Source organism: Desulfosoma caldarium, assembly GCF_003751385.1.
Lineage (GTDB): Bacteria > Desulfobacterota > Syntrophobacteria > Syntrophobacterales > DSM-9756 > Desulfosoma > Desulfosoma caldarium.
On sequence record NZ_RJVA01000012.1, the window covers coordinates 429733 to 456404 of the forward strand.

Genomic DNA, 26672 nt, shown 5'->3' on the forward strand with positions numbered 1-26672 from the left:
TGGGGCCGCATGGCAGCTTCACGAAATGCCAAAACGGTTCCCCAGAGGAAGGCATTTCGAGCGACCTTTCAGCATCGGGGTATGCGGGCCGACTGTGAATCACAATGAAGCTTTTGCGAAGGAGACGTTTTCGAGCGCTCTTTCGGAGCACGTTTCAGCAGGCGGCCTGCCGAAAAGGAAAGGATTTGCCTTATGCATCTTTCCGACGGTGTTCTTCCCACGGCCGTGGCGGTGGGATCCTTTGTGGCGTCGGGGTTGTGCGTCGCTGTGAGTCTCAAGAAAACCGACCCGGACAATTTACCCAAGATTGCCGTGATGACGTCGGCCTTCTTTGTGGCTTCCCTCATTCATGTACCTCTTGGCCCCACCAGTGTGCATCTCTTGCTTCCCGGTCTGGTGGGAATCCTTACGGGTTGGAGCGCGTTCTTGTCCATTTTCTTGGGATTGGTCCTGCAGTCACTGCTGTTTCAATTCGGAGGGCTCACCGCCTTGGGGGCCAATGGCCTCATGATGGGCTTGCCGGCCTGGTGTGCTGCATGGTTGTATCGGCGCGCGTCAGGCCGCCAAGGCAAGGGAATGCCCGTGGTAGCGGCATTGGCTTCCGGCACGGCCGTGGCTCTGGCTGCCCTGATTCTCGCCGCTTTATTGGCAACGGGGGGTGAAGACTTTTTCGGTGTGGCCAAGATTGCCATACTGGCCCACGTGCCGGTTCTTGTGGTGGAAGGGGTGGTCTCGGCCTTTGTGGTCGGTTTTCTTCAAAAGGTGAAGCCGGAGCTTTTGTGGGCGCCCATGGAGCGGAGGGGCGCGTGAACACGGTGGTCCTTCCCTGGGAATGGCTAGGGGCGGGATTGGGCGGAATGGCCGCAATCCTTGCGGCTTTCTGGTTCTTCAGGCATGTGGCTCGGGTAAAAAAGGCGTCGATGCGGGAGCATTCGCCGGCATCGGAACTGGACACGCCTTTGCCCGAACTGGACGCAGACGAGGCCCGCCGGTCCCTTTTTCATCGCTGGGATCCGCGTGTCAAGATTCTTTCCCTGACCCTTTTCGCATTCATCGCCGTTTCTGTCCACCGGTGGACCAGTGTCTTCATGGGCTTGGTCATCGCCGTGGTGTCCGTCCTTGTGGCACGCACGCCCTGGCGCTGGGCGGCGCAGCGCCTTGGCGCCATCAGCGGTTTTGTGCTCATGCTTCTCGTGATCATGCCCTTGACGGTGCCCTTTCGCGAAGGGGATGGGCGGCTCGTCATCGAGGGCGTCTCTTACGTCGCCTTGAATCTTCGAGGTCTGGAATTGGCCGCGCGCATTGGGGCCAAGGCCGTGATCGTCGCCTTGATCATGGAACCCATGCTGAGGACTTCACCATTTTCGGTGACCATGGCGGCCGTGCACAGGTTGGGTGTCCCTGTGACCTTGTGCCAGATGCTTCTTCTAATGTATCGATACGTGTTCGTGTTTCGGCATGAAATGCAGCGCATGTGGATTGGCATGACGGTCCGTGGATTTCGCAGTCGTACGGGGCGGTACACTCTGCACGACCTCAGTTGTTTTGTGGGCATGCTCTTTGTCCGCAGCATGGAACGCACGCAGAGGGTCTATGAAGCCATGCTATGCCGGGGATATCGTGGCGTGTTTCCGTCCACGGTGCGGTTTGCGCTCACCCCTGCGGATTGGGCATGGGGGTCGGCATGGGCTGTGGCGTCTTTGGGCGTGCTTGCGGCCGACCGCTGGCCTGGGTAGCCCTCTATCCGATATAGCAACGAATCGGCACGTCCTGATTTGGTGACCATGGCGCTCGAAGGGAAAATCATTCACCAATGGCTCGTTATCACAGGGGCGACGATCCCACGCCCATGAGCCCCAAGGCCATTTTTTCGAGAACCTGCCGAATGGGAACCCCGGTTTTTTTCATGGACTCTTCACGCGGCGCCCTTTGAGGTTCTAATATGCACTGGCAAGCAGCTCCGATTCCCGTAAAACCCCTTGCGCCATCGGTCCTTTTTCACCTTGAGAACGTTTCCTACACGTATCCGAACGGTCAAGAGGCCTTGCGCGGCGTCTCTTTGAGCTTCGGCCATGGGGAAAAAATTGCCCTGGTTGGCCAGAACGGATCGGGCAAAACCACTCTGGCCAGAATGCTCTGCGGCCTCATCAGCCCCACGCAGGGGCGTGTGTGGTTTGAAGGCCGACCCGTAATGAAAGAGGATCTGGCCCATCTGCGGCGCCACGTGGGCCTGCTCTTTCAGGACCCGGACGATCATCTCTTTTGCACACGCCTGGCGGACGATGTGGCCTTTGGGCCCCTCAATGCGGGTGTCCCGACGGAACGGACCGCGGCCATCGTCTCCCAAATGCTGGCCCTGATGGACTTAAGCCCTTATGCCGCCAAGGCACCTCACCATTTGAGCTACGGCCAGCGAAAACGGGCGGCTCTGGCCGCGATTCTGGCCTGCGACCCCTCGGTGCTCATTCTCGACGAACCCACGGCCAACCTGGATTCCAAGAACACGGAAAAGCTTCTGGAAGCTCTTCATCGCTTCTCGGGAACGCTCATTTGTATCAGCCACGACCTCATGTTTCTTTACGGGTTCTGTGATCGGGCTGTCGTGCTTCACCGTGGAAGCCTGCATCACGACATGGATTTTCATGACTTCATCGCCCACCGCGCTTCCCTCAAGGAACATGGACTGGATTTCAGTTTCCGCGTCCAGTGCTGCCGCCATGGGCACGAAGGCGCCTTGGCCCACGACCATGACTCATTGGATCATCACTCCGATGACTCAAGAAGCGCCGTGGTAAGAAAAGAACCCCAATCGCATGGCCTATCAGGAGCCGGCTCACGGCAAGCCGTGCCGCCATTCTGTGTCATGGACCGGGCGGCAGGCGTCGACCACGTTCCGCTTCTGGAACTGCACGACTATTCGTACCGCTATCCCGATGGCACGTGGGGACTTCGAAAGGTTTCTTTGAAGGTGCACGACGGCGAGCGCATCGCGCTTCTCGGAGAAAACGGCGCGGGAAAATCCACCCTGGCGTCGGTGCTTCTGGGGATTCGCACCGGAAGGGGTCTTTATCGTTTTCAGGGCCAACGCGTGGACAAGCGCGTCAAAAAGCACTTATGGCGTTCCGTGGGCATGGTCTTTCAGGACTCCATGGACCAGATGGTTTCTGCCAGTGTATGGGACGAGGTGGCTTTCGGGCTGAAATATTTGGGCGTAAAAGACCCGGAACTGGGGCGCCGCGTTCGGTCGGCACTGGATCTGGTCGGCCTAAAAGGCCTGGAGCATCGAGTGCCACACCAGCTCAGTGCGGGGGAGCGCAAGCGATTGTCTCTTGCCGCCGTGTTGGCCATGGAACCTCGCGTGCTCATTTTGGATGAACCGACGGCCAACCTGGATCCGGAAAGCGAAAAACGGCTTCTTGAAATCCTGGATGAGCTGGCAACGACCCTGATCCTCATCAGTCACGACATCTGCTTTGTCTCCTCCCTCACCGACCGCATCCTGCTCCTTCATGAGGGCTGTTTGGTGCAGGACCTTTCCACGGAAAATTTCCTCATGGACGACGGACTGCAATCGCGTTATGGATTAGACGTGACGTACCACAATCGATGCTGCCGGCAGATTCTGGCCATGCGTGATCTTGAGCACCATGAGCATGGGTGAAGGAATGCGCGATGGACGAAAAACGCCAAGGAATGCTTTGGGCGGCCTTTGCCGCCGATGCTTTGGCCTTAGGAGCCCATTGGATCTACGATCCCAAAGCGATTCAAGAGCGCTTCGGGCGCTTGGAACGCTACGTGACGCCGGGACCGAATTCCTACCATCCCGGAAAGTCGGCAGGAGACTTCACCCACTACGGCGATCAGATGCTGGTGCTTCTGGAATCCGTCGCTGCCTGCCGGGCTCGCTTTGACCTTCAGGATTTTGCCTCCCGATGGCGAAAACTTTTCGCAAACTACACAGGCTATGTGGACAAGGCCACCAAGGGCACCCTGCAGCGCTTCGCCGAAGGATACGGGCCGGAGGCGTCCGGGTCGGCATCGACGGATTTGGCCGGAGCGGCTCGCATAGGGCCGATCCTCTATGCCATGCCAGACGATCCCCAAGCGTGCGTGGCCGCAGCGCGAGCCCAAACGGCCATGACCCACAATAACGCCATGGTGGTCGAGGCCGCGGCCTACTGGACGGTGGTCACCCAAGAGGTGCTTGTGGGAAAGCACCCGCAAGACGCTTTGGAAAGCGCCTTGCAAAAGCTTTCTCTGCCGGAGCTTTTTGCATCATGGGTGCGGCACGGCCTGGAAAGCGCATCCATGGAAACGGAAGCCGCCGTTTTGGATTTCGGGCAAAGCTGTGCTGTGGACGGAGCCCTTCCGTCCGTGGTGCATTGCATCGCCCGATATGCCGAAGATCTGCGCGAGGGACTCATTCAGAACGTTATGGTCGGTGGGGATTCCGCCGGCCGAGGCCTTTTGGTGGGCATGGTGCTGGGAGCGCATCACGGGCTTCGGGCCATTCCTCAAGAATGGATCGAAGCGCTTCGCGCGGGACCTAAAATCCGCACGCTGATGGAACAGATCGATGGCGCACGAATCCAAGAAACCCTGCGATCATGACTGAAACATCTGATACGGAGAGGATCCATGACGCGTGAAGGCGATGTGGTGCTTGTTCATATCGAAGGAAAACCGGCGTTTTTTGCTCGCATTGAAAACATAGCGCCGGATCCCAAACCGGACTGGTGGCAGGTGAAGATGCTGGTGCTTCAAGTGCCGCTGATCACCGTGACCTGGATTCTTCGAGAAGCCTATATCAACGGCGAAGAATTCACCATGGGCGGACATCCCATGCGCCTGGTGAAAGTGGAAGCCCCTGCTGAAGACGCCTCCGGCGCCGACCGTGAAGCGCCGGGGCGGAGCGAAGGCGCCCAGAACCGCCAGGGATCTGCAGAACAGACGACGTCCAACGTGGTTTCGCTTAGGGAACGCAAGCTGAAAAAGAAACCCTGAGTCCAGACCATGCCGGCCGAATGGATCCTCGTCGCTTCGCTCGCTCTTGTCCTTCGGCAACCTCTCCTGAGAATGCCAACCCTTCTGAAGGGCCTCGGCACAAACACCAGGAGGCATCACGGACGGCCATAGTCCCATTGACAGAAGAAAACGGAGCGAAACGTCGTTTTCCCTCTCTCGAATCGTCTAGGCATTCAGCTTTGGACGGGGAGGGTCTCCAGGTCTTCCACTTCTATCACACGGTCCACATTCAAGATGATTTTGACCTTGCCATCCACTTTGGCCATTCCCGAGAAAATCTTACTGTTTTCCTCATAAAAGACTTCTTCCATCTCTTCGATATGCTCTCCTTGAATGTTCAACACCTCAGAGACGGCATCCACCAGAACCCCAACGGGAATAATCGTGTTGGCGACTTCAACATCCAAAATGATGATGGCCGCTCTCTCTCCAATCCCTTGGGAATCCACTTGGAGCCTCAAATGCAGATCAACTACGGGAATGATCTTTCCACGAAGGTTGATGATACCGCGGATATGCGGCGGAGCCTGAGGCAGTGCAGTAATCGGGAGAAGCCCCACAATTTCTTTCACCCTTTGAATGGGAACCGCAAAGTCTTGTTTGTTCAGGATGAATACGAGATATTTCCCTGTTCTTTTCTTTATTCGAAGATCCAATTCTTCTGAGTGCTTACGCTCTGTGATGTCCACAAGAATCCCGAGGACATATTCCACCTTGCCCTGGTCGTCGCAGACGATCTGGCCCCATTCTTGAATCCAGAGCACGTCCCCTTTCTTCGTCCGAATACGATATTGACGACTATAGGTCTTATCCCCTTTAAGAGCCTGAACAAACGCATTTTTCACATGATGTCTGTCTTCCTCAAAAATGATGTCCGTCCACTTGACTTGACGAGAAAGAAATTCATCTCGCCGATAACCCGTTAAGACCTCTATCTGCGGGCCGAAAAAGTCTACGGATCCATCGATGTAACCTCTGTAGGCCACATTCTGAACCTTGGACGATTTGTCCTCCAATCCCGTCATATTCAGGCACCTCCCAAGCCTTCAATGTCAGTGTCGTTGGTATCCCTAAACACCTAAGAGCCCATCAGAAAATGTGTTGGGAATGGGAACGGCCCGACGGGGCCCTTCCTGCGCCAACAGCGCCCCGGCATGGGTCAAGGCCTCGTGGTGTGTCGTCCATTCAAGGGAGGTGGCCCCACGGCGCAGGCTTTCACTTTCGCGGAATCAGCTTCAGAACAACGGCGGCCATCCCGAATTGCGAGGGGCTAGGGCACTTCTCAGGGCTTTTTTTGATGCCGATGTCTTGGCACCCACCAGTCGTCGTGTCCGTCAAACCACCAAGCAGCGGAGTCGGTTTCCAGAATGACGCGGGCCGCTTGGCGACCCAAAGGGGTCTGCAAACGCTCAACGGCATAGCGAATCCATTCGGTGGCATAAGCGTTGCCGAGGTCTTGCTGCTGTTTGAGTTCCAGCAAGAGGTCCAACTGATCGGCATCGTGGGCCAAACGAGCGGCTTCCGTTTGGCCTGCTCGGTATTCGTCCATGAAAGAGCGCAGTTCCATGCCAAAGGGAAGGCGCCCCGTAAGATCCCGCACTGCCTTGTCTTCGTGGACGGTGACGTATTGTTTGTTCACGTAGTTCATGTCGCCCGTGCGCGCTTCCGCCATGTCGTGAAACAAGCACAGGCACAAGACGCGGTATGGGTCCTCATGACCGCTGAGGCGCGCCAAGGCAAAACCGATGATCGCCACGCGAAAACAGTGGTCGGCGACGGATTCCTTGCCTGTGCCCAAAAATTGAAACCCGGAACGGGCCGTGCGCTTCAGCATGCCCATCTCGAAAAAGAAATGGGCCACAGCACGAAGATCCGCGGGAGATTGGGAAGTTTGGTCGAAAGGCTCGACGGTAGGGCCTTGGTCCTTCATGGAATCCATTAACATGCTTTCAAGGCGTCAATGGTGAGCACCATGACGGGCCGCGTTTTTGATCTCATCCAATGTGGCCCACCGAACCTTTTCCACGCGAACGCGAAACCGAAAAGACCGATCGGCAAAGGGATGACGGAAATCCGCCCACACCAGGCGACCGTCCTGCTTCACCACGCGAAAGGGTTGCAGCCGGCGTTGGGCGTCCATGATGTGCCGAATGGCACCCGGTTCATGTGGGCCGTGCTCGGCAATGTCTTCCACAGACAAGGGCACCAAACGCTTTGGAGAAGAATCCTGCCCAAAAGCCCCCGGCGGCAGCAGCACCTCCACCGTCTCCCCTTCATTCCTTCCAAGAAGGGCCTCTTCCAAAGCCGGAAGCAGCACGCCATGCCCAATGAGGCATTCCATGCGAAAGGGGCCAGTGGGAAAAGGAAAGGGCGCGTCGTCCTCCGGTTCCATGGTGTAGTGAAGCGTCACCGAACAGTGGGGTTGAACTTTCATGAGCACAGCCTCTAGGTCTTACTAAGCACAACAAACTACAGTCGCCGGCAGCCTACGCGCAAATCCGCTTACTGTAGGATCCCGAAGAGGGCTGCACGGCGCGATCGGGTCTTGCGGTTTGCCCCGCTTCTTCGAAGGCGTTCCTGCGAGGGGCTTCGAAAAACCCGAGGTCGGCCTCGCCAGTCTATGGACCATCTCACCTTCCTACACCCAACGCCTCTTGTCAATCCCAGATCCACTATCAGTAAAAAGGGGAAAAAACCTCTTGGTGCACATACATTACGTTAAATAGGATGCGGATTCCAGAGACACGCTATACCCAACGAGGTGCAAGATGACGGCACAGGGCGTTCCTCCTTTCGAGGAGAAAGAACAGGGCCGTGTTACCGGACTCACCGCGACGGTCGGGTTTCCCGCCTATCTCGACCTGGCGCAGGTGGGAGGAATGCGCGATGCCATCAGGCGGCATGTCATGTGAAGATTTGGGAGGGGAGCCGTCAAGGGTGGGGTGACGAGCACATGGTCATGGCGCCGATTTTGCTCAATTTCCCAGGGGGAAAGTGCGTCGCGGATCTTGATGAGCTGTAGGTCAACGAAGGGTTATGCCCAGTGCTTCGCCGGGTGAAGCCTTTGGACTGCCTCGGCGTTGACGTCGCGACTCGGAAAAGGTGTCGAGAGTCCCGTAGGCGTAGGCGCCGCCAACCTCTGCCGGTCAATAGACGCTGGGTTCTGTGACCTGCGCTCATCTTGCCAATCTCGACGCCTCGTGATAATCAAACGAGTAAAGCGTCTGAAGGAGACTGCGATGAAAAAACAACAACGCGCATGGCTGGTGGTTCTCATGGTCACGGTTTTCGGGGTCTTGAACGCTTCCGTCCCGCTGCTCGCCCAAGAGCCCGGATTCACACGCCAAGATCGGGATCTGCTCGTCGAATTGCGCACCCGCATGCTGGAGATGGATAAACGCATTGAGCAAGTGGATAAACGCTTTGATCAGCTCATTCACTTTCTCTACATTCTCGCCGGCATTTTCACATCCCTTGTGGTGGCGGTCATCGGGTTCGCTTATTGGGAGCGGCGAACCATCATCTCGCAAGCGAAAAAGGAGACCAAGGAGGACCTGGAGCGGGAAGGCCGTCTTCGGGACGTGATCCTGGCCCTGCGCGAATTTGCTGCCAAAAACGAGGATCTGGCATCTATTCTCAGGAGCTATCATCTCCTGTAGCTGCCCATCCTCCTGCATTCAGGCGCCCCACGCTTCTGCACGCCTCTTTTCACATTCTCCTCGGGAAAAAGCTTGAGCCGGAGCCACGGTCCACCGTCCGGTCCTCACATACGTGAGACCGCACCGGACAGGACCAGCCATTGAAAGTCGATTTGGTCTGCAAATGGGGGCGTGTGGTGAAAGAAAGCGTGGTTAAGCCCCTTTGAAGGCAAAGATGGACTGCCGATCGTCAAAGGGAGATGGTGATAAAGATTCTCAAAGGCCTTAAAACCACCGTCAATGTGGCACGCGAGCACGATGTCAACCGGACAACCCCCAACGTTGGTCTATAGACCGCGAGAATCCATCGGCCACCACATTAGAACCCGACGATCTGTGGCACATCTGAATAAATGCCCTGTCAAACGGCCGAATTCCCTGGCAATCGGCATGGATGCCTCGCGTAGGGGCAGGCCCTTGTGCCTGATCAAATCAGGGGCAGCCACAAGGGCTGCCCCTACGTTGGGGTGGCCGGATCTGGAATTCGAGTGTTGTTGCGAAATGTCGTCCAAATATTGTTGCCGAATGGGGTGCAGATGTCGTTTTCGGATGGGGTGCAGCGGTTTAAAGCGATCTCAACCCTTCGGTATGAGCACGGAATGAAAATGTCCCCTGCCCAAATGCCCCCACCCTGTGTCTGCCTTTGGGGCACGCCCATGGATACCGGGGCACCACGTGATCCGGACAGACAAACCAAGGGTAGCATGATCACAATAACGCACAATTCGGTTTTGATTCCTAGGAGTCATTGCACGTTTTTATAAAAATCACGGTCCGACGGCATAAAACCCTGGGCAACAAACGTCAGAACGCAAAAATGGCCCTCGAGAAAAGCCCCGCCGACCTTCGCCCGTTGATAGGCGGTGGATTGGGGGGAATGCGCAGTCGTTGACACTCTTGAACAATTTCTCTAAAGTGACGCTTCACTCGCAAGGAAAGGTAAAGGAACAAAAGGAGTTAGCCACCATCAAACCCTTTGGGAGGCCGTGGTGGCCCGGCGCGTGGGCCGCGGTGTTCTCCAGGTCTTTTGAGGAAGCCCATGAAACTGACAGGAGCCCAGATTTTTTTCGAATGTTTGAAAAAGGAAGGCGTGGAAATCATTTTCGGCTTTCCGGGCGGGGCGATTTTGGACATCTATCACGAGATGCGCAATCATCCCATTCGCCACATTCTCGTCCGTCATGAACAGGGGGCCGCTCATATGGCCGACGGCTATGCGCGGGCCACGGGCAAGGTGGGGGTCTGTTTGGTGACATCGGGACCCGGGGCCACCAACACGGTGACGGGCATCGCCACGGCGTACATGGATTCTGTGCCCATGGTGGTCTTCACCGGTCAGGTGCCAACACCGCTCATCGGCAACGACGCCTTTCAGGAAGTGGATATTGTGGGCATCACGCGTCCTTGCACCAAACACAACTATCTGGTGAAGGATGTGAAAGATCTGGCCCGTGTTATTCGAGAAGCCTTTTACCTGGCACGCACCGGCCGCCCCGGCCCTGTGTTGGTGGATCTTCCCAAGGATGTCATTCAATCGTCCACGGAATTTCGCTACCCCAAGGCCGTGCATCTCAGGGGGTATCGGCCGACCGTCGACCCACATCAAGGCCAAATTCTCAGGGCCTGGGAATTGCTCAAGACGGCCAAACGTCCGGTCTTTTACGCCGGAGGTGGTGTGATCATTTCCAGTGCTCACAAGGAACTATTACGCCTGGCTGAAAGGCTTCGCGCGCCCGTGACGACGACCCTCATGGGTTTGGGTGGCTTTCCCGCCGTAATCAAAAACGACAAAGGACAGAGGGTGCTGCATCCATTGTGGCTGGGCATGCTTGGCATGCATGGAACGTTTCGGGCCAACATGGCTGTACAGAACTGCGATGTGCTCTTCGCTATCGGCGCCCGTTTTGACGATCGCGTGACGGGAAAGATTTCCGGCTTCGCACCCAAAGCCAAGATTATTCACATCGATGTGGATCCGACCAGCATCAGCAAGAACGTGGTTGTGGACATTCCCATTGTGGGCGATTGCAAAAAGGCCCTGCAGCAACTCAATGAACTGGCGGGAAAAGAGCCCATTGCCAACGTGGACGAAATTCGCACGCCGTGGCTCGAACAAATCCGCCAGTGGCGCGAGACGTATCCACTGGCCTACAAGCAGGAAAAGGAAGGCATCAAGCCTCAATTCGTGGTGGAAAAGATTTTCGAATTGGCCGCCGAAGATGCCATTATCACCACGGAAGTGGGCCAGAACCAGATGTGGACAGCTCAGTATTTTCATTTTACCAAACCCCGCACGCTTCTCACCTCAGGCGGCCTGGGCACCATGGGCTACGGGCTTCCGGCAGCCATCGGCGCGCAAGCGGCTTTTCCAGACCGCTTGGTGATTGATGTGGCCGGCGACGGCAGCATTCAGATGAACATTCAGGAAATGATAACGGCCGTGTGCCATGAACTGCCCGTCAAGGTGGCCATTTTGAATAACCGATTTCTTGGTATGGTCCGCCAATGGCAGGAATTGTTTTACAGCAAGAATTACTGCGCCACTTGCCTGGATGCTTCCCCGGATTTCGTGAAACTCGCCGACGCTTACGGCGCTGTGGGGCTTCGGGCCACCAAGCCCGAAGAGGTGGAGCCGGTCCTGCGGGAAGCTTTTTCTACGAAACGGCCGGTAATGATCGACTTTTGGGTCAATCCGGAAGAGGGTGTCTATCCCATGGTGCCGGCGGGCAAAAACATATCGGAGATGTTACTGGTATGAGCATGACACGACAGAACGGCTTGAGGCATACCATTGGCGTGCTGGTGGAAAACCAACCCGGTGTGCTGTCGCGGGTGGCAGGGCTTTTCAGCGGCCGAGGGTTCAACATTGAATCCTTAACCGTGGCCGAGACCAATGAACCGGGTCTTTCCCGCATCACTCTGGTGACCATGGGCGACCAGCACATTCTGGAACAGATCATCAAGCAGCTCAACAAGCTCATCAACGTGATCAAGGTCTACGATTTTCGCGACACAGAATTCGTGGAACGGGAAATGGCCTTGATCAAGGTGCGCGCCGAACAACACACGCGCGCCGAAGTTCTTCGCATTGTAGACATTTTTCGAGCCAAGGTGGTGGATGTCAGCCCCCATTTTTACACCATCGAAGTCACCGGGGATGACGGCAAGATTCAAGCGATCTTGGAACTCCTAGGCCAGATCGGCGTCGTGGAAGTGGCACGAACGGGTAAGGCCGCGCTTGCGCGCGCCAAAAAACATTGACCTAAATGCCAGGAGGGGCTTTTATGCGGATCTTTTACGAAGCGGATGCTGATGCGCGGTATCTTCAGGGCAAAACGGTGGCCGTCATCGGTTACGGCAGCCAAGGGCACGCGCAGGCCCAGAATCTTCGAGACAGCGGCATTCAAGTCATTGTCGGGCAGCGGCCGGGATCGGCCAACTACGAAAAGGCTGTAGAAGACGGCTTTCAGCCGGTGAGTGCTCGGGAAGCAGCGGAAAAGGCCGATGTGGTTCAAATGCTGGTCCCCGATCACATTCAGGCCAAGCTGTATCGAGAAGACGTCGCCCCGTTCATGACCCAAGGAAAGACGCTTCTTTTCTCGCACGGATTTAACATTCATTTTGGGCAGATTGTGCCACCCAAGGATGTGGACGTGGTCATGGTCGCGCCCAAAGGTCCGGGTCATCTGGTGCGCAGCGAATACGTGCGGGGCGCCGGCGTGCCGGCTTTGGTGGCGGTTCACCAGGATGCCAGTGGTCAGGCGCTGCAGACGGCGCTGGCCTACGCTCGAGGCATCGGAGCCACGCGGGCCGGTGTCATGGAAACCACGTTTCAGGAGGAGACGGAAACGGACCTCTTTGGGGAACAAGCGGTGCTGTGCGGCGGCGTTTCCGAACTCATCAAGGCGGGCTTTGAAACCCTCGTGGAGGCGGGCTACCAGCCGGAAATCGCCTTCTTTGAATGCATGCACGAATTGAAACTCATCGTGGACCTCATTTACCAGGGCGGCCTGTCCTACATGCGCTATTCCATCAGCGATACGGCCGAATATGGCGACTACACGCGCGGCCGGCGCATCATCACGGAAGAAACGCGCCGGGAAATGAAAAAGATTCTTCAGGAAATTCAAACAGGAGCCTTTGCCAAGGAATGGATCCTGGAAAACCAGGCGGGCACGCCCATGTTTCGCGCCATGCGCCAGCGGGAGCGGGCCCAGCTGGTGGAACAGGTGGGCAAGAGGCTTCGAGCCATGATGCCGTTCCTGAACGCCAAGGAATTCGCCTAGCCGCATGCCCTTAGATGCCCTTGGGGCTTAGAATGTGCGGAAGGCTTTTTGCTTTGACCAATCGCCTTAAGTGTTCGGGGATAGATTTGGTTGACGCTGTGAAAACGCCGCGTCATCTGCGCGAAACACGGCGTGGCTCCCGCTGAAATCCGCGTCACTTGCGAGAAACGCCAGGTTATCCCCGCGAAAGCGGGGACCGGACGCCTATTGAAGGCGCGAATATTTCAGCCCACACCGACATCCCGGGGAAAAAGCGGGGATCTATAAGTTTTCGGCCTTTGTGGACTCCCGCTTGTGCGGCAGTGACGTGGAGGCGGTTTGGGGGCACCCAATACATCGGAAAGTGACGGCCACCTTCGCTCCTGCCGGGGACAAGCTTCGCGGGAGCAATATCGGTTGTACGATGAGCCTAAATTCAGTTGAGAGCACCGTGGCCCACGGCTCATGGTTTTGACGGGAAAAGGACATGAACGATTCGCAACCGGAGGCGGATTTTCGACACCTCAAACATCACGTGCCATTCATTCCGGAAGGCCTTCCCTACGTGCTCACGGGCATGTTTGTCACCTTCACCTTCGCCCTGTTGGACTGGGCCATTCCCGCCATTCTTTCGGCCGCAGTGACGGTGCTCATGGTGCACTTCTTTCGGGATCCCGTGCGATGGTCCAACGCGGGACCAGGGGATGTGGTGTCCCCGGCGGACGGGCGCATCATCGTGGTGGAAAAAACCAGCGAACCGCGTTTTACGGGGCAGCCATGTTGGAAGATCAGCATCTTCATGAACGTGTTTGACGTGCACGTGAATCGGGTTCCCATATCCGGTCGCATCGCCGACATCTTTTACCAGAAAGGAAGATTCCTGGCGGCGGACAAGGCAAAGGCGAGCAAGGAAAATGAGCAGAACTGGATACGCATCGAAACGGCATCCGGAGCCTCGGTGGTGGTGACCCAAGTGGCAGGCCTCATTGCCCGTCGCATCGTCTGTTGGCCCCAGGTGGGAGACACGGTGCGCCGTGGTGAACGCTTCGGTATGATTCGGTTCGGTTCTCGACTGGACCTCTATATTCCTTCAACAGGCGAAGTCCTGGTCCGCAAGGGTCAAAAGGTCTTTGCCGGGGAGACGATTCTGTGTCGAATTCCGTAAATCGGCTTTATGCCAAGCGGCGAAAGAAGCGCCGATGGTCCGACGATGGGCAAGCGGGGTCGGTGACTTACGTGGTGCCCAACCTCTTCACTACGGCCAATTTGTTTGCCGGTTTTTACGGCATCGTTAGCTCCATCAATGGCCATTACGAAAATGCCGCCATCGCCATTCTCGTCTCGTGCGTCTTTGATATTTTGGATGGAAAAATCGCCCGGCTGACCAAAGCCACGAGCCGGTTTGGTGTCGAATACGATTCCCTGGCGGACCTGGTCGCTTTCGGAGTGGGTCCCGGGCTTCTCATGCATCTTTGGGCCCTCAAGCCCTTCGGGCGCTTAGGGTGGCTGGCCGCTTTTCTTTTCGTGGCCTGCGGCGCGCTGCGACTGGCCCGCTTCAATGTCCAGGCGGGCACGGGAAGTAAGAAATATTTTACGGGCCTGCCCATTCCAGGAGCGGCTTGCATGGTGGCAACCACCGTGCTGTTTCTGTTGAAGATTAAGGGCTCAGACTTTAGTCCCGTGCACATCGTCTTTTTGCTGGAAACCTATGGACTGGGGTTTCTCATGGTGAGCAGCATTCCCTATGACAGCTTTAAGGAATTGGAAGTGGTCAAGGGACGGCCTCTGCCCGTGCTTTTCGTTTTGGTGCTTCTGGTCACCGTGGTGGCGGCTCAACCGTATATGATGCTCTTTATTCTATTTACGGTGTATGTCCTTTCGGGGCCGGTGCGGTACGTATATCGCAAAGTAAAGCGCGTCAAAACGGCCGAAAACGGCCCTTCTGCGCACGAATTGCCCAAGGAAAACGGATCCTCGGCCTGCTGAACTTCGAAGTGGAAGGAACGCCCTATGCCCATGACCCTTGCGGAAAAAATTCTCGCTGCCCATACGAACCGATCGCACGTGCATCCCGGGGAACTTCTGGAAGTGCCCGTGGATTTCTGCTTCGGCAACGACATCACCGCTCCCATTGCCATCAAGGCGTTTCGCGGCACCGGAGCGCACAAGGTCTTCGACCCCCAAAGAATCGCTCTGATTCCCGATCATTTCACGCCCAACAAAGACATTGCCTCGGCCATTCAGGTGAAAATGCTTCGGGATTTCGCCAAGGAATTCGGCATCGTTCACTACTTCGACGTAGGCCGCATGGGCGTGGAACACGCCCTACTTCCCGAAATGGGGCTGGTGCTTCCGGGCGATGTGATCATCGGAGCCGACAGCCACACTTGCACCTATGGCGCTCTGGGGGCCTTTGCTACCGGCGTGGGCAGCACGGATCTGGCGGCGGCCATGATCACCGGCACCACCTGGTTTAAGGTCCCTGCAAGCATGAAGCTCATCTATCACGGACAGCTCAAACCCTGGGTGGGCGGCAAGGACCTGATCCTTTACACCATTGGACAGATCGGCGTGGACGGCGCTCGCTACATGGCCATGGAATTCACGGGCCCGGTCATCAAGCGCCTGCCCATGAGCCATCGCATGACCATGGCCAACATGGCCATTGAAGCGGGAGCCAAGGTGGGCCTGATCGCTCCGGATGACATCACCAGAGACTACGTTCAGGATCGAGCTCAAAGGCCTTACAGGTTCTTTGCCCCAGATGCGGACGCTTCCTACGATGTGGTTCACGAATGGGACGTCTCTGCCTTGGATCCCATGGTGGCTTTGCCGCACCTTCCCGAAAATGTGAAACCGGTGACCGAACTTCCATCCATAGCCATCGATCAGGTGGTCATCGGCAGCTGCACCAATGGGCGCCTTGAAGACCTTCGCGAAGCCGCCTTGGTGCTCAAAGGCCGAAAAGTCCATACCTCTGTGCGATGTCTCATCATTCCGGCCACACAGCGGATCTATCATGACGCCTTGAAGGAAGGGCTCATTGAAATCTTTCTCGATGCGGAAGCGGCCGTGAGCACGCCCACGTGCGGGCCGTGTTTGGGAGGGCACATGGGCATCTTGGCCGCCGGAGAACGCGCCGTGGCCACCACGAACCGAAACTTTGTGGGACGCATGGGCCATCCGGAAAGTGAAGTTTACCTGAGTTCGCCGGCGGTGGCGGCTGCATCGGCCGTCCTTGGCCGCATCGCCCATCCGGACGAAGTGCGCTGAGGAGTCCTATGGGACCACGCTGCCCATAAGGTTTCCCTCGGCGGATGCCAAATGGGTCCTCAATACAATGTGAACATTTCAGAAGCATGGAGCGCGTCATGGTGTGTGCCAATGAATGCGGAAACGGAATGACCAAGATCACGGGGCGCGTGTGGCTCTTTGGAGATGATGTGGACACGGACGCCATCATACCGGCTCGGTACCTGAACACTTCGGATCCTTCTGAACTGGCGAAACATTGCATGGAAGATGCGGACCCCCTGTTTCCGTCCAAGGTGCGGCCTGGAGATATCGTCGTGGCGGGCAAGAATTTCGGCTGCGGTTCCTCAAGGGAACATGCGCCCATCGCCCTCAAGGCCGCGGGAGTGGCCTGTGTCATCGCGGTCAATTTTGCCCGGATTTTTTATCGTAATGCCTTTAACATGGGGCTTCCCATTTTGGAGTGCGCGGACGCGGTGCGCGATGCGAGGGAAGGGGATACCCTGACCGTGTGCCTGGAAACAGGAGAAATCCGCAATGATCGTCAAGGCAAAACGTACCGGTCGGAACCGGTGCCGCCGTTCATGATTGAACTGCTTCAATCCGGAGGCTTGATGGCTTATGTGAAGAAACACCATCTGACGGAATTGTGAAACTAAAGGCGGGATGAACGGAACCTGTCCGTGAGCGTGCTCCCGTGCCTTCGAAATGGTTGGAATTAAGGAGCGTAATCGAGAATGAGTGAGCAGGGTTATCGAGTGGCCGTGGTCGGCGCCACAGGCGCCGTGGGAACCATGATGATCAAGGTTTTGGAGGAGCGCAATTTTCCCGTGGCCTCCATTAAGGCCTTGGCGTCGTCCAGGTCTGTGGGGAAGAAGGTGCCGTTTCGCGGCAAAATGATCACCGTGGAAGAACTCACCGAGCGGTCCTTTGACGGCGTGCAATTGGCTCTGTTCTCGGCGGGAGCCACAGTGAGTCGACGTTTTGCGCCCATGGCGGCCCGAGCAGGGTGCGTGGTCGTGGACAATTCCAGCGCCTTTCGCATGGAGCCTCACATTCCCCTGGTGGTTCCGGAAGTCAACCCGAACGCCCTTCAAGGACATCCGGGCATCATCGCCAATCCCAACTGCTCCACCATTCAGATGGTGGTGGCTCTCAAACCCATTCAAGATGCCGCGCGGATCAAGAGGATCGTGGTCACGACCTTTCAGGCAGTTTCCGGAACAGGGCAAAAGGCGGTCTTTGAACTGGAAGCGCAAGTGCAGGCTCTCCTTCAGGGCCGGCCTCTGCCTCGAGCCGTCTACCCGCATCAGATCGCCTTCAACTGTCTGCCCCATATCGGGGCCTTCTTGCCCACGGGATACACAGAAGAAGAAATGAAGATGGTCAACGAGACGCGAAAGATCTTTGAAGACGCGTCCATTCAGGTGTGCGCCACCACGGTGCGGGTGCCGGTCTATTACGGACACAGCGAATCGGTGGCTGTCGAAACCCACCAGCCTTTGAGTGTTCAGGAGGCGCGGGACCTCTTGAAAAAGGCCTCAGGCGTGGTGGTTGTGGACGACCCGGCGCAAAACGAATACCCCATGCCTTTGAATGCGGCCGGACGGGACGAGACGTTCGTCGGGCGCCTTCGCAAGGACTTTTCCGTGGAAAACGGGTTGGTCATGTGGATTGTGGCCGACAACATTCGCAAGGGCGCAGCCACCAATGCCGTGCAGATTGCGGAAATTTTGGTCAAGCAAGGCCTGCTGCGTGTGCCTTAGATGCACGACCTGACGCGCCTTTCGTGAGGGCCAGCAAGGTTGCGATCGAAGGGCTTTTGTGCCGAAAGCCAAACAACTGCATGCGCATCATTGCGGGACGTTTTCGCGGAAGAACCCTGAGACGCCCCAAGTCCCACGGGGTGCGTCCGACGGCGGACCGCGTGCGGGAAGCCCTTTTCAGTATTTTGGGCCAGCGCGTTCGAGACAGCCGAGTTCTGGATCTGTTTGCCGGCACAGGAGCCTTGGGGCTGGAAGCGCTGAGCCGAGGAGCCGCCTGTGCGGTGTTTGTGGACCAGCACCGCGAAGCGCTCGCCGTCCTTCGATCCAACGTGGATCGCTGCGGCGTGACCTTCCCGGAAGTGGAAGTACTGGCCGTGAATGTGCCTGTGGCCCTGTCGCGTCTTGCAGCCCAGAAACGCCGCTTTGACCTGATCTTCATGGACCCGCCTTACGGTCTAGGCTGGATTCCCAAGATTCTGGCCCTACTGGATGCTGTGGCCGCTCCGGATGCTCTAATCATTGCCGAACACCACGAAAAGGACGCCGTCCCGGACAGGGTTTCCCTATGGCACCTGGTGGACCGGCGCCGCTACGGCACTGTGTGCCTCACTTTTTTCGCCCGAATGGATGAAGCGCCTGAGGGCGAAGGATGAGCCCAGAGAACGGTCGAGGGCCGAAAGCCTGCGCTCTGATTCCGTCGCTTTCCTGGTTCGGTGGGAAGAGGAAGAGGAAGGCGGTGGGCACAGCCTATTCATGGATATCAAGGATCCGTGCTGGCGCCGGCATCAAAAGTGTGGTATGGATCAGGGCACGGGCGTTGCGGACAAACGCAACGATGGGCTAGGGAACCAACGGCAAGGGGGCGGGACATGATGAAAAGAACAGGTGTGCTGATCCCAGTCATTGTTTTTGTCTCGGCCGTGGTGTCGGTGAGTGCCTTCGCCGATCACCGGGAAAAAAAGGAACATCAATTTTTTAACAAACTCAAGGAACATACCTCAGGGAAATCCCAGGAAGACCACGGGAACGAAAACACAGGCCAGATGGCCGCATGGCTTTTCGCCGTGGCCAATTTTCCCGTGGCGGGAACCCTTTTAACGCGTCGGTTCCTTTTGACCAAGACGTCGGGAAATTTTCAAAAGACGGCCGGCAAGATCTACTCCTGGTTGAAAAAAGATCTCATGCCCTATCACTATGTTCTGAACACCGGGGCCATCATCATGGCCCTCATCCATTTCAGACTTTCGTGGTGCCGCTCCACAAGCCTTCCCGAATGGGCCGTGCTCTTGGTGACTCTTTTGGGCCTTAGCGGAATGATCCTCAAATTCCGCCTCATTCCCCAACCCTTGATCCGAAAGGTCCGCGCCATTCACACCCATCCCGCTGTCGTGGTTGGCGTCTTTGGATTGTTGTTCCTCGGCCATCAGTTCCTGGACTGAACACCGCCGGAAAGGGTTCGCAGGGAGTCCAATGGACGGCGGAAAACTCTTCCTGGTCATCGCTTTGGGGGTTCTCGTGTTCGAAGTGGTCGAGCATGTGATCTTTCCTCTCGTGTGGAGCTGGAGCATGCGCCGCCGATCGCCGCTCATTGGAATGGAATCCATGCTGGAAAAGCACGCCCAGGTTCTTCGCTGGAACCGCACCACGGGGATCGTGCGCCTCGAGGGTGAAGAATGGAAGGCGAAAAGTTCGAAGGTGCTGGCCCCAGGAGATGTTGTCCGCATCACGCAGGTCGATTCGCTCACTCTGACGGTCGTGCCCGTGGCACAAGAGAACGATACCTGCCCTAAGCTTTGACTTTCGAGGAGCGTGGCGCTATGTTCCTTCCTTCCTTTGCAGGCGAGGGATGCTAAGAAGAGGTCTCAGTGAGAGCAACTGAAGAAGGAGGGGGCATGGACAAGCTGGCCGTCTATCCGGGTTCTTTCGATCCCATCACCAACGGGCATCTGGATCTCCTCGAGCGGGCGTTAAAAATCTTCGATCGCGTCATCATTGCCGTTGCCAGCAACCCCGCCAAGAATCCTCTGTTTTCTTTGGAAGAACGAATGGACATGATCCGCCTATCCCTTGCGGACCATCCCCTTGCCCACCGCATCGACGTCGATACCTTTAGCGGCCTTCTCGTCAACTATGTGGATCGCGTGGGCGCTCGCGCCATTTTGCGAGGGCTGAGGGCAGTAAGCGATTTTGAGTACGAGTTTCAAATGGCCCTTATGAATCGGAAATTAAACAACAAGATTGAGACGTTGTACTTGATGACCGGCATGCGCTGGATTTACATCAGTTCTCGAATCATCAAGGAAGTTGTGGTCTCGGGTGGGGACGTCAAAGGGCTGGTGCCCGAAGTGGTGGAAAAAAAGCTCATCGAAAGATTGCGCGCCCAAAAGGGCCACGTGGGCGCAATGCCCTGAGGCGCGTTTGACCAGCCCATGGCTGCGTGTTGACTCTCGGCTTTTGGGCTTTGTGGGGCCCTCGTGAGATGGACGTGAGAAAACGCTTCATCGGGAGGGCATCCCCCAAGGTTCAAGTGAATTTTTAGAAGGTGTGCGCCGTCTCTCCAGCGTGCCTTCTCATCCGCTTTCAACCGCCCGTTCATCCCATATTGCCCGGTGCTTCCACTTTCGGAAATGCCGAAGAATTTTCTTAAGGAGGGTGCGCCCAGCGTGATGAATTTTTACGGATCGCCCGCTCCTTATACCGGCGAAACGCCCGCGATTTCAGGAAGGGCACCCGCGATTTAGAAGGGTTTTTCGGCCGTGTGTTAAACAAAGGGCAGGATGGGCAGCCGGGTTCCACGAAAAAAAACTGTGCGTTCAAAATTTTCCGCTAAGAAGAAGGGTCTGGGAAAAGGGCCTGAGCGGGTGTCGATGTGGAGGTTTTCTTGTGTTCGGCGATTCTCAAATCCCGAAGACGCCGAGCCGCCTCGAGAACGGTCCGGGCATAGGGCCGGCTGTTGTTGTATTTAAGGACGACTTTTTCCTGCTGTTCCGGCACGGCGTCATTGCGCCAGCCGTGACTCTTGAGATACTTGGCGATGCTGGCAAAGGCATCCTCGGGGCGGTTCAGGTCCACCGTGCCGTCCCCGTCCCCATCGGCGCCGTAGTGTAATAGGCTAGAAGGCAAAAACTGAGGCCAGCCGACGGCCGCCATGTAGGATCCGCGCCATTGAGCTGCTTCCGGCATGCCCCTGTCGATGAGGGTCACGAGCGCGCGAAGTTCATTGAGAGCCCAAGAGGCTCGCCGTTCCAGTCTGGCGTGGAATCGGTCTCGAGCCCACCGAGCCCGGTCCTGGGCCGAAAGCATACCCCAAACGCGTTCCCTCTCGTCGGGATCGAGCATCAGGGCAAAGGTGGCCAGAGTGGTCGCCACGGGATGGTTTCCCGTCCGTTCACCCAGAGCGCTTTCCACCAGCAAAATGGCCACGATGATCGATGGGTCCACCTCATAAGCCGCCCCGATGCGGTGCAAGGTCTCGTCGTGAAGGCGCCAAAATTGTTCGGCTTTGGCCAAGGAGGACGGATCCAGAAAGGCTTCATAGTTGAGGGCCGTTTCTCGAATCTTCATGGACAGCGCCACGTTTCCATAGGCCGGGCTTTCCGCGGAAGAAAAAAGGACGGATAGGGCATGCCTCGAACACCCCTCCGCCTCCAGCAGTCTTCGCACACGATCCAGCGGCTCCTTCGCATGAACGCTCCTAGGAGCAAGCCCTGAAAAAATCACCGAAGCCGCCACCACCAAGGAAACGCACGCCGGTTTCCACGATCGAAAGGATGGAGCCAACACCGCAGCCTCCTTGAACAGGTCATCGCGTGGAGAAAGCACTTTCCTTTGCCGACCGCCATGACTAAGCTTTCCTTCTACCAGGGATCGTGGTCGAAATAAACCTTTACGGCTAAAGGATTCCAGGGCGGCTTTCACTCCTCGCCGACCTGGAAAAGATGAAGACGCAAAGGAGGCTTTCAATGGGGCACAGGAGTGCGTTTCAGCTGCATCGCGACACGTTTATTCAGGAAATCCAAACACAGGCGAAAATCTATACCCATGTTCCCACGGGGGCTCGCATTCTTTCCATGGAAAACGACGATGAAAACAAGGTGTTCGGGGTCACCTTTCGCACGCCCCCCAAGGATGCCTCGGGACTTCCCCATATTCTCGAACATTCCGTGCTGTGCGGATCGCGCAAATACCCTGTCAAGGAACCTTTCGTAGAACTCCTCAAAGGATCCCTGCAAACCTTTCTCAACGCTTTCACCTATCCGGATAAGACCTGCTATCCCGTGGCCAGCCAAAACCTTCAGGATTTTTATAACCTGGTGGACGTCTACCTGGACTCGGTCTTTTATCCGAAGATCACCCCATGGATTTTCAAGCAAGAAGGTTGGCACTACGAACTCGAAAACCGCGAAAGCCCGCTCCAGTACAAAGGCGTCGTCTACAACGAAATGCGCGGCGCCTACTCCTCACCCGACCGACTGGTGGTGGAATACAGCCAGCAGAGCCTTTTTCCCGACACGCCCTATGGGTTGGATTCGGGAGGGGATCCCCAGGTCATTCCAACGCTGACCTATGAACAGTTCAAAGCCTTTCACGAAACCTACTACCATCCATCCAACGCCTGGTTTTACTTCTACGGCAATGACGATCCGGATCGGCGCCTGGCCGTTTTGGAAGATCTGCTCAAAGATTTTCAACCCCGTTCCGTGGACAGTCGCATTCCTCTGCAGCCGCCATTCACGGCCCCTCGGCGCGTGCACAAAACCTATGCCGTGGGCAAAGACCAGCCCCCCAAAGCCATGGTGACCGTCAACTGGCTCCTGACTCAGACGGAACCGCCGGAAACCCATCTGGCCCTTCACATTCTGGAATACGTCCTGCTCGGCATGCCGGGGTCTCCGCTGCGACGCGCCTTGATTGAATCGGGCCTCGGGGAAGATCTGGCCGGCGTGGGTCTGGAGGCTGAACTGCAACAGATGATGTTTTCCACGGGTCTCAAAGGTGTGGCGCCCAAAAATCTGGAAAAGGTGGAAGCCCTGATTCTGAATGTGGTCAAGGAGCTGGCCGAAAAAGGCATTCCCAAGGAAACTGTGGAAGCGGCCCTGAACACCTTGGAATTTCGCCTGCGTGAAAACAACACGGGACCCTACCCCAGAGGTCTCGCCCTGATGCTGCGCGCCCTCACCACCTGGCTCTACGACGGGGACCCTCTGGCTCTCGTAGCCTTTGAAACCCCCTTGAACTGGGTAAAAGAAAAGGCATTGAGCGGTACAGGGTTCTTAGAAGAGCTTCTGGTCCGCTACTGGGTGAACAATCCGCATCGAGCGACCCTTTTTCTGGAACCGGATGAAACCTTGGAAGAACGTCAACGGGCCGAGGAAGCCAAAAAACTGGCCGAACGCAAGGCGTCCATGTCCCCACAAGACCTGGAGCGTCTCGTGAAAGAAACGCGAACGCTGCGACAATTACAGGAAACACCCGACCCGCCCGAAGCGCTGGCCACCATTCCTCGACTGCGACTGGAAGATTTGGAAAGAGAAAACAAAAAAATCCCCGCCGAAGACTGCATGCTGGCCCAGGTTCCCGTACTTACCCACGATCTGTTCACCAACGGCATTGTCTACCTGGACTTGGCTTTTGAGGTGAGCGCCGTGCCGGCCCACCTTCTGGGCTATGTGCCTCTGTTAGGCCGAGCCCTTCTGGAAATGGGCACGGAAAAGGAAGACTATGTCCGCCTCAATGAACGCATCAGCCGCAAGACCGGAGGCATTAGCGTTCAAACCAGCACTTTCGTGTGTGCCGACGGCCATAGGGTCGGCAGTTGGCTTCTGATCCGAGGAAAGGCCCTCACCCATCAGGTGCCGGAACTGTGCGCCATCCTTCGCGACCTGGTGACCGCAGTGCGGCTGGACAACCGGGATCGGTTTCGACAAATCGCTCTCGAATCCAAAGCCCGCCGTGAAGCGTCGCTCATCCCCGAAGGGCATCGCTTTGTGGCCCGAAGGGTTAAGGCGCCATGGCATGCGGCCCACTGGGCCGAAGAGAACATGAAGGGAATCGAGTCTCTGTTCTTTGTGCGAAAGCTTTGCGAACGCGTGGACAGTGACTGGGAAGGGGTTCTGGCCGATCTGGAACAGGTGCGCCATGCCATCCTTTCGTCCAAGAACCTTCGAGCCAATGTGACCGTGGACGAGGCCACCCGGCAAGAGATTACCCCCGTTTTGGAAGAACTTCTCGCCGGCCTTCCGGCCCATGACACGGCGCGCGCCTCTTGGCTTCCGAACCGCATGCCCCACAAAGAAGGCTTTACGGGCCCTTTGCACGTGAACTACGTGGCCAAGGGTCTGAACCTGCGCGATGCCGGCTTTCGCTTTCGAGGATCGGCCTTGGTGGTGAGTCACTTTCTGCGCACGGGTTATCTCTGGGACCGCGTGCGAGTTCAGGGTGGAGCCTACGGCGCCTTCACTCAACTGGACAGATTTTCAGGGGATTTCACCCTGGTGTCCTACAGAGACCCGAACGTACACAAGACGCTGCACGTCTACGACCAGTGCGCGGATTTTCTCAAAACCTTTGAGCTTCACCAGGATGAACTGACCAAAGCCATCATCGGCGTCATTGGAGACCTGGACCGGCACCTGCTGCCCGACGCCAAGGGATTCACGTCCTTTATGAGGCACCTTGCCGGGGATGATGACGCCGCGCGCCAACGCATGCGTGACGAAGTTCTGGCCACCACGCGGGATGATTTTCGAGCCTTTGGCGAACTGTTGGACTCCGCGCGAGACACCGGCCGCATCGTGGTCCTGGGATCTCGAGAATCCCTGGCCTCCGAAGACATGGCCCTGCACATCAGCCAGGTCCTGTAGACGCAATGAAAAAAGGGCACAGGCTCTTGACGGCATCGCCTTTTCTGTATATTTCCATATCGGCATTTAAGAAGAGGGGAGGGATTCATGAAGGATTTCCTTCGGGTCATGAAGGCCCTTTCGGATCCGAGCCGCGTGAAGATTCTCAAGATGCTGACGCGTCGAGAACTGTGCGTGTGTGAATTGCAAGCGGGGCTTGGCCTGGCGCAGCCGACCGTATCCAAGCATCTCAAAATTCTGGAGGATGCCGGCCTGGTGGAAAAGCGCAAAGACGGCCTCTGGGTCAACTATCGGCCTGCGGACGGACACAGCAGCCCGTATGCCGCCACCCTTTTGGGTAACCTCAAGCACTGGCTGAACGAGGATCCGGAAATTCAAAAGCTACTGCAAAATGTTCCCTTTTTGGATCGCGCTGCCGTGTGTACACGATCCACGGAAAGAGCCCGATGAAGTCCATACGGCAAATTCGCATCGACGGGCAGACGGTGGGCGTGGTGGGACTCGACGAGGCCCTGCAGGAACTGGCGGATTCGCTCAAAGGTCAACCCCGCGAGGCTGTGGAAGAGGTGCTGCTGGAACGTCTGGCCAAAGATAACTATATACCATCCGGTGCGCGGAATGCTTATGGTAAGGCCTTGTACCGTGAGTGGCAGCGCTTTGTGGGAGAAGCGGTTCAAGACGAGCCGGAGCAAGCGCCATCGATCCTGGTGGTGGGACCCGGCTGCGCTCAGTGTGATGCGCTGGAAAAAACGGTGATGGAGATTCTCAGTGAAGAAAAGCTTGCGGTGAACGTGGACCATGTGCGGGATCCCGTGGCCATCGGCGAGATGGGGATTTTGGGCGTGCCCGCCCTGGTGGTCAAGGGCCGCGTGGTGTTTTCCGGCCGCGTGCCTTTGAGAGCCGAACTGAAAAAGCTTCTGCTGCAGGCGCTCAAGGACGTGCAATGAATCCATGAAAGCCCTGCCATGTTGGAATGAACAAGGCTGCGCAAGAGCGGGCAAGCGGCCAGAGGCGGCATGGCAGGGGCATGAAGGAGGTGACGCATGGAAATTAAGGTCTTGGGACCCGGTTGCAAGAAATGCCAACAGACCGAAGCGGTGGTCAAGGAAGCGGTCACGGAATCCGGCGTCCAAGCTTCCGTAGGACATGTGACGGATGCCATGGAAATCGCCAGCTACGGTGTCTTTGGCACGCCGGCTGTCGTCGTTAACGGTGAAGTGAAATCCGTGGGCAAGATTCCCAAAAAGGAAGAAGTTCTCTCGTGGATTCGTGCGGCATCGTGACCGCGGGAGAAAGGAGGCTTGTGCCATGACGGAGCCGTGTTGCCCCACCGGGGGCGGTGCTCAAGGAAACGTGATGATTTTAGCCTGCTCGGGAGGGTCCAACGTGGGGCAATTGTCCAACCAAGCCGCGGTGGAACTCACCGTGGAAGGATTTGGCAAGATGTTTTGCCTCGCGGGCATCGGCGGGCACTTGTCGGGGTTTGTGCAGTCTGCCAAAGACATACCGGCCATGGTGGCCATCGATGGGTGCCAGGTGGGCTGTGCCAAGGCTATTTTGGAACACGCCCAGGTGCCCCTCAAAGCCTATGTGGTGCTGACAGATCTTGGCATCGAAAAAAACAAGAACTTTACCCTGGAACGTGGAACTTTAGAAAAAGTCAAGGCGGCTGTGAGAGAAGCCTGTAAAGACCTTCCCACAGACGCCCCTTCCGGGTCAATTTGCTGCGGTTGATGCATGCCACTCTTTCCTGCTGCGTGACGTTTTTCGGGACACCCTTGAAACGGCGCCGCCCTTGGCGCC

At 56.9% G+C, this 26672-nt stretch carries 28 protein-coding genes; 24 read left to right on the forward strand and 4 right to left on the reverse strand.

Going from position 1 to position 26672, the window contains the following annotated elements; translation table 11 throughout:
* Positions 1–192 precede the first annotated feature (192 nt).
* The 5 genes from cbiM (at position 193) to EDC27_RS10120 (ending at position 5004) form a co-directional block, all read left to right on the forward strand.
* On the forward strand, positions 193–810 hold the full coding sequence (cbiM, locus tag EDC27_RS10100) for a cobalt transporter CbiM (RefSeq protein WP_123290483.1): 618 nt from the start codon (positions 193–195) through the stop codon (positions 808–810).
* Positions 807–1736 (forward strand): cobalt ECF transporter T component CbiQ, encoded by a 930-nt coding sequence (gene cbiQ, locus EDC27_RS10105; RefSeq protein ID WP_123290484.1) that lies wholly within the window; start codon positions 807–809, stop codon positions 1734–1736. The genes cbiM and cbiQ overlap by 4 nt, the downstream gene beginning before the upstream one ends.
* Positions 1737–1942: 206 nt before the next feature.
* Complete coding sequence (locus tag EDC27_RS10110; RefSeq protein ID WP_123290485.1) at positions 1943–3661, forward strand: ABC transporter ATP-binding protein; 1719 nt, start codon at positions 1943–1945, stop codon at positions 3659–3661.
* Between the two features lie 11 nt (positions 3662–3672).
* The gene (locus EDC27_RS10115; RefSeq protein ID WP_123290486.1) at positions 3673–4611 is read left to right on the forward strand and encodes an ADP-ribosylglycohydrolase family protein; all 939 of its coding nucleotides are present in this window, start codon (positions 3673–3675) and stop codon (positions 4609–4611) included.
* Between the two features lie 27 nt (positions 4612–4638).
* Positions 4639–5004: a hypothetical protein gene (locus EDC27_RS10120; protein ID WP_123290487.1), complete on the forward strand. Its 366-nt coding sequence runs from the start codon at positions 4639–4641 to the stop codon at positions 5002–5004.
* Between the two features lie 194 nt (positions 5005–5198).
* Here EDC27_RS10120 and EDC27_RS10125 read toward each other — a convergent pair whose 3' ends face one another.
* The 3 genes from EDC27_RS10125 to EDC27_RS10135 form a co-directional block, all read right to left on the reverse strand.
* A complete protein-coding gene (locus tag EDC27_RS10125; protein WP_123290488.1) occupies positions 5199–6050 on the reverse strand; it encodes a chemotaxis protein CheW in 852 nt (283 codons plus the stop codon).
* A 257-nt stretch (positions 6051–6307) separates the two neighbouring features.
* Positions 6308–6955 carry an HD domain-containing protein gene (locus EDC27_RS10130; RefSeq protein WP_123290558.1) on the reverse strand — a complete coding sequence of 216 codons (648 nt, stop codon included), beginning with the start codon at positions 6953–6955 and terminating at the stop codon, positions 6308–6310.
* Positions 6956–6982: 27 nt separating this feature from the next.
* A complete protein-coding gene (locus EDC27_RS10135) occupies positions 6983–7459 on the reverse strand; it encodes an FKBP-type peptidyl-prolyl cis-trans isomerase (protein WP_123290489.1) in 477 nt (158 codons plus the stop codon).
* 334 nt (positions 7460–7793) lie between these two features.
* On the opposite strand from EDC27_RS10135, the gene EDC27_RS16030 reads away from it, so the two are divergent.
* The 14 genes from EDC27_RS16030 to coaD all read left to right on the forward strand — a co-directional run bounded on the left by EDC27_RS16030 (position 7794) and on the right by coaD (position 20417).
* Positions 7794–7937, forward strand: coding sequence for a hypothetical protein (locus EDC27_RS16030; protein ID WP_170161745.1), 144 nt, complete (start codon positions 7794–7796; stop codon positions 7935–7937).
* A gap of 327 nt (positions 7938–8264) precedes the next feature.
* Positions 8265–8684 (forward strand): hypothetical protein, encoded by a 420-nt coding sequence (locus EDC27_RS10140; protein ID WP_123290490.1) that lies wholly within the window; start codon positions 8265–8267, stop codon positions 8682–8684.
* Between the two features lie 1078 nt (positions 8685–9762).
* Positions 9763–11481 carry a biosynthetic-type acetolactate synthase large subunit gene (ilvB, locus tag EDC27_RS10145; RefSeq protein WP_123290491.1) on the forward strand — a complete coding sequence of 573 codons (1719 nt, stop codon included), beginning with the start codon at positions 9763–9765 and terminating at the stop codon, positions 11479–11481.
* 20 nt (positions 11482–11501) lie between these two features.
* Positions 11502–11984 carry an acetolactate synthase small subunit gene (gene ilvN / locus EDC27_RS10150; RefSeq protein WP_123290559.1) on the forward strand — a complete coding sequence of 161 codons (483 nt, stop codon included), beginning with the start codon at positions 11502–11504 and terminating at the stop codon, positions 11982–11984.
* 23 nt (positions 11985–12007) lie between these two features.
* Complete coding sequence (gene ilvC / locus EDC27_RS10155; RefSeq protein WP_123290492.1) at positions 12008–13009, forward strand: ketol-acid reductoisomerase; 1002 nt, start codon at positions 12008–12010, stop codon at positions 13007–13009.
* 466 nt (positions 13010–13475) lie between these two features.
* Positions 13476–14153, forward strand: coding sequence for a phosphatidylserine decarboxylase family protein (locus EDC27_RS10160; RefSeq protein WP_123290493.1), 678 nt, complete (start codon positions 13476–13478; stop codon positions 14151–14153).
* Positions 14138–14974 (forward strand): CDP-diacylglycerol--serine O-phosphatidyltransferase, encoded by an 837-nt coding sequence (pssA, locus tag EDC27_RS10165; RefSeq protein WP_123290494.1) that lies wholly within the window; start codon positions 14138–14140, stop codon positions 14972–14974. The genes EDC27_RS10160 and pssA overlap by 16 nt, the downstream gene beginning before the upstream one ends.
* 24 nt (positions 14975–14998) lie before the next feature.
* Positions 14999–16261 carry a 3-isopropylmalate dehydratase large subunit gene (gene leuC, locus EDC27_RS10170; RefSeq protein ID WP_123290495.1) on the forward strand — a complete coding sequence of 421 codons (1263 nt, stop codon included), beginning with the start codon at positions 14999–15001 and terminating at the stop codon, positions 16259–16261.
* 128 nt (positions 16262–16389) lie between these two features.
* Positions 16390–16893: a 3-isopropylmalate dehydratase small subunit gene (locus EDC27_RS10175; protein WP_123290560.1), complete on the forward strand. Its 504-nt coding sequence runs from the start codon at positions 16390–16392 to the stop codon at positions 16891–16893.
* A gap of 84 nt (positions 16894–16977) precedes the next feature.
* Positions 16978–18006 (forward strand): aspartate-semialdehyde dehydrogenase, encoded by a 1029-nt coding sequence (locus EDC27_RS10180; protein ID WP_123290496.1) that lies wholly within the window; start codon positions 16978–16980, stop codon positions 18004–18006.
* 23 nt (positions 18007–18029) lie between these two features.
* Positions 18030–18659 (forward strand): 16S rRNA (guanine(966)-N(2))-methyltransferase RsmD, encoded by a 630-nt coding sequence (rsmD, locus tag EDC27_RS10185; protein ID WP_245994435.1) that lies wholly within the window; start codon positions 18030–18032, stop codon positions 18657–18659.
* Positions 18660–18875: 216 nt separating this feature from the next.
* A complete protein-coding gene (locus EDC27_RS10190; RefSeq protein ID WP_123290498.1) occupies positions 18876–19445 on the forward strand; it encodes a hypothetical protein in 570 nt (189 codons plus the stop codon).
* A 31-nt stretch (positions 19446–19476) separates the two neighbouring features.
* Positions 19477–19803 (forward strand): NfeD family protein, encoded by a 327-nt coding sequence (locus tag EDC27_RS10195; RefSeq protein WP_123290499.1) that lies wholly within the window; start codon positions 19477–19479, stop codon positions 19801–19803.
* Positions 19804–19898: 95 nt separating this feature from the next.
* On the forward strand, positions 19899–20417 hold the full coding sequence (coaD, locus tag EDC27_RS10200) for a pantetheine-phosphate adenylyltransferase (RefSeq protein WP_123290500.1): 519 nt from the start codon (positions 19899–19901) through the stop codon (positions 20415–20417).
* Positions 20418–20832: 415 nt separating this feature from the next.
* On the opposite strand, the gene EDC27_RS10205 is transcribed toward coaD, so the two are convergent.
* Positions 20833–21789: a lytic murein transglycosylase gene (locus EDC27_RS10205; protein WP_170161746.1), complete on the reverse strand. Its 957-nt coding sequence runs from the start codon at positions 21787–21789 to the stop codon at positions 20833–20835.
* Positions 21790–21968: 179 nt separating this feature from the next.
* On the opposite strand from EDC27_RS10205, the gene EDC27_RS10210 reads away from it, so the two are divergent.
* The 5 genes from EDC27_RS10210 to EDC27_RS10230 all read left to right on the forward strand — a co-directional run bounded on the left by EDC27_RS10210 (position 21969) and on the right by EDC27_RS10230 (position 26603).
* Complete coding sequence (locus EDC27_RS10210) at positions 21969–24869, forward strand: insulinase family protein (protein WP_123290502.1); 2901 nt, start codon at positions 21969–21971, stop codon at positions 24867–24869.
* 87 nt (positions 24870–24956) lie between these two features.
* Entirely contained in the window at positions 24957–25319 is a 363-nt protein-coding gene (locus tag EDC27_RS10215) for an ArsR/SmtB family transcription factor (RefSeq protein ID WP_123290503.1), read from the forward strand.
* Entirely contained in the window at positions 25316–25816 is a 501-nt protein-coding gene (locus tag EDC27_RS10220; protein ID WP_123290504.1) for a thioredoxin family protein, read from the forward strand. Before EDC27_RS10215 ends, EDC27_RS10220 begins: the two co-directional genes overlap by 4 nt.
* Before the next feature lie 96 nt (positions 25817–25912).
* Positions 25913–26152 (forward strand): thioredoxin family protein, encoded by a 240-nt coding sequence (locus EDC27_RS10225; RefSeq protein WP_123290505.1) that lies wholly within the window; start codon positions 25913–25915, stop codon positions 26150–26152.
* 25 nt (positions 26153–26177) lie between these two features.
* Positions 26178–26603, forward strand: coding sequence for a putative zinc-binding protein (locus EDC27_RS10230; RefSeq protein ID WP_123290506.1), 426 nt, complete (start codon positions 26178–26180; stop codon positions 26601–26603).
* Positions 26604–26672 lie beyond the last annotated feature (69 nt).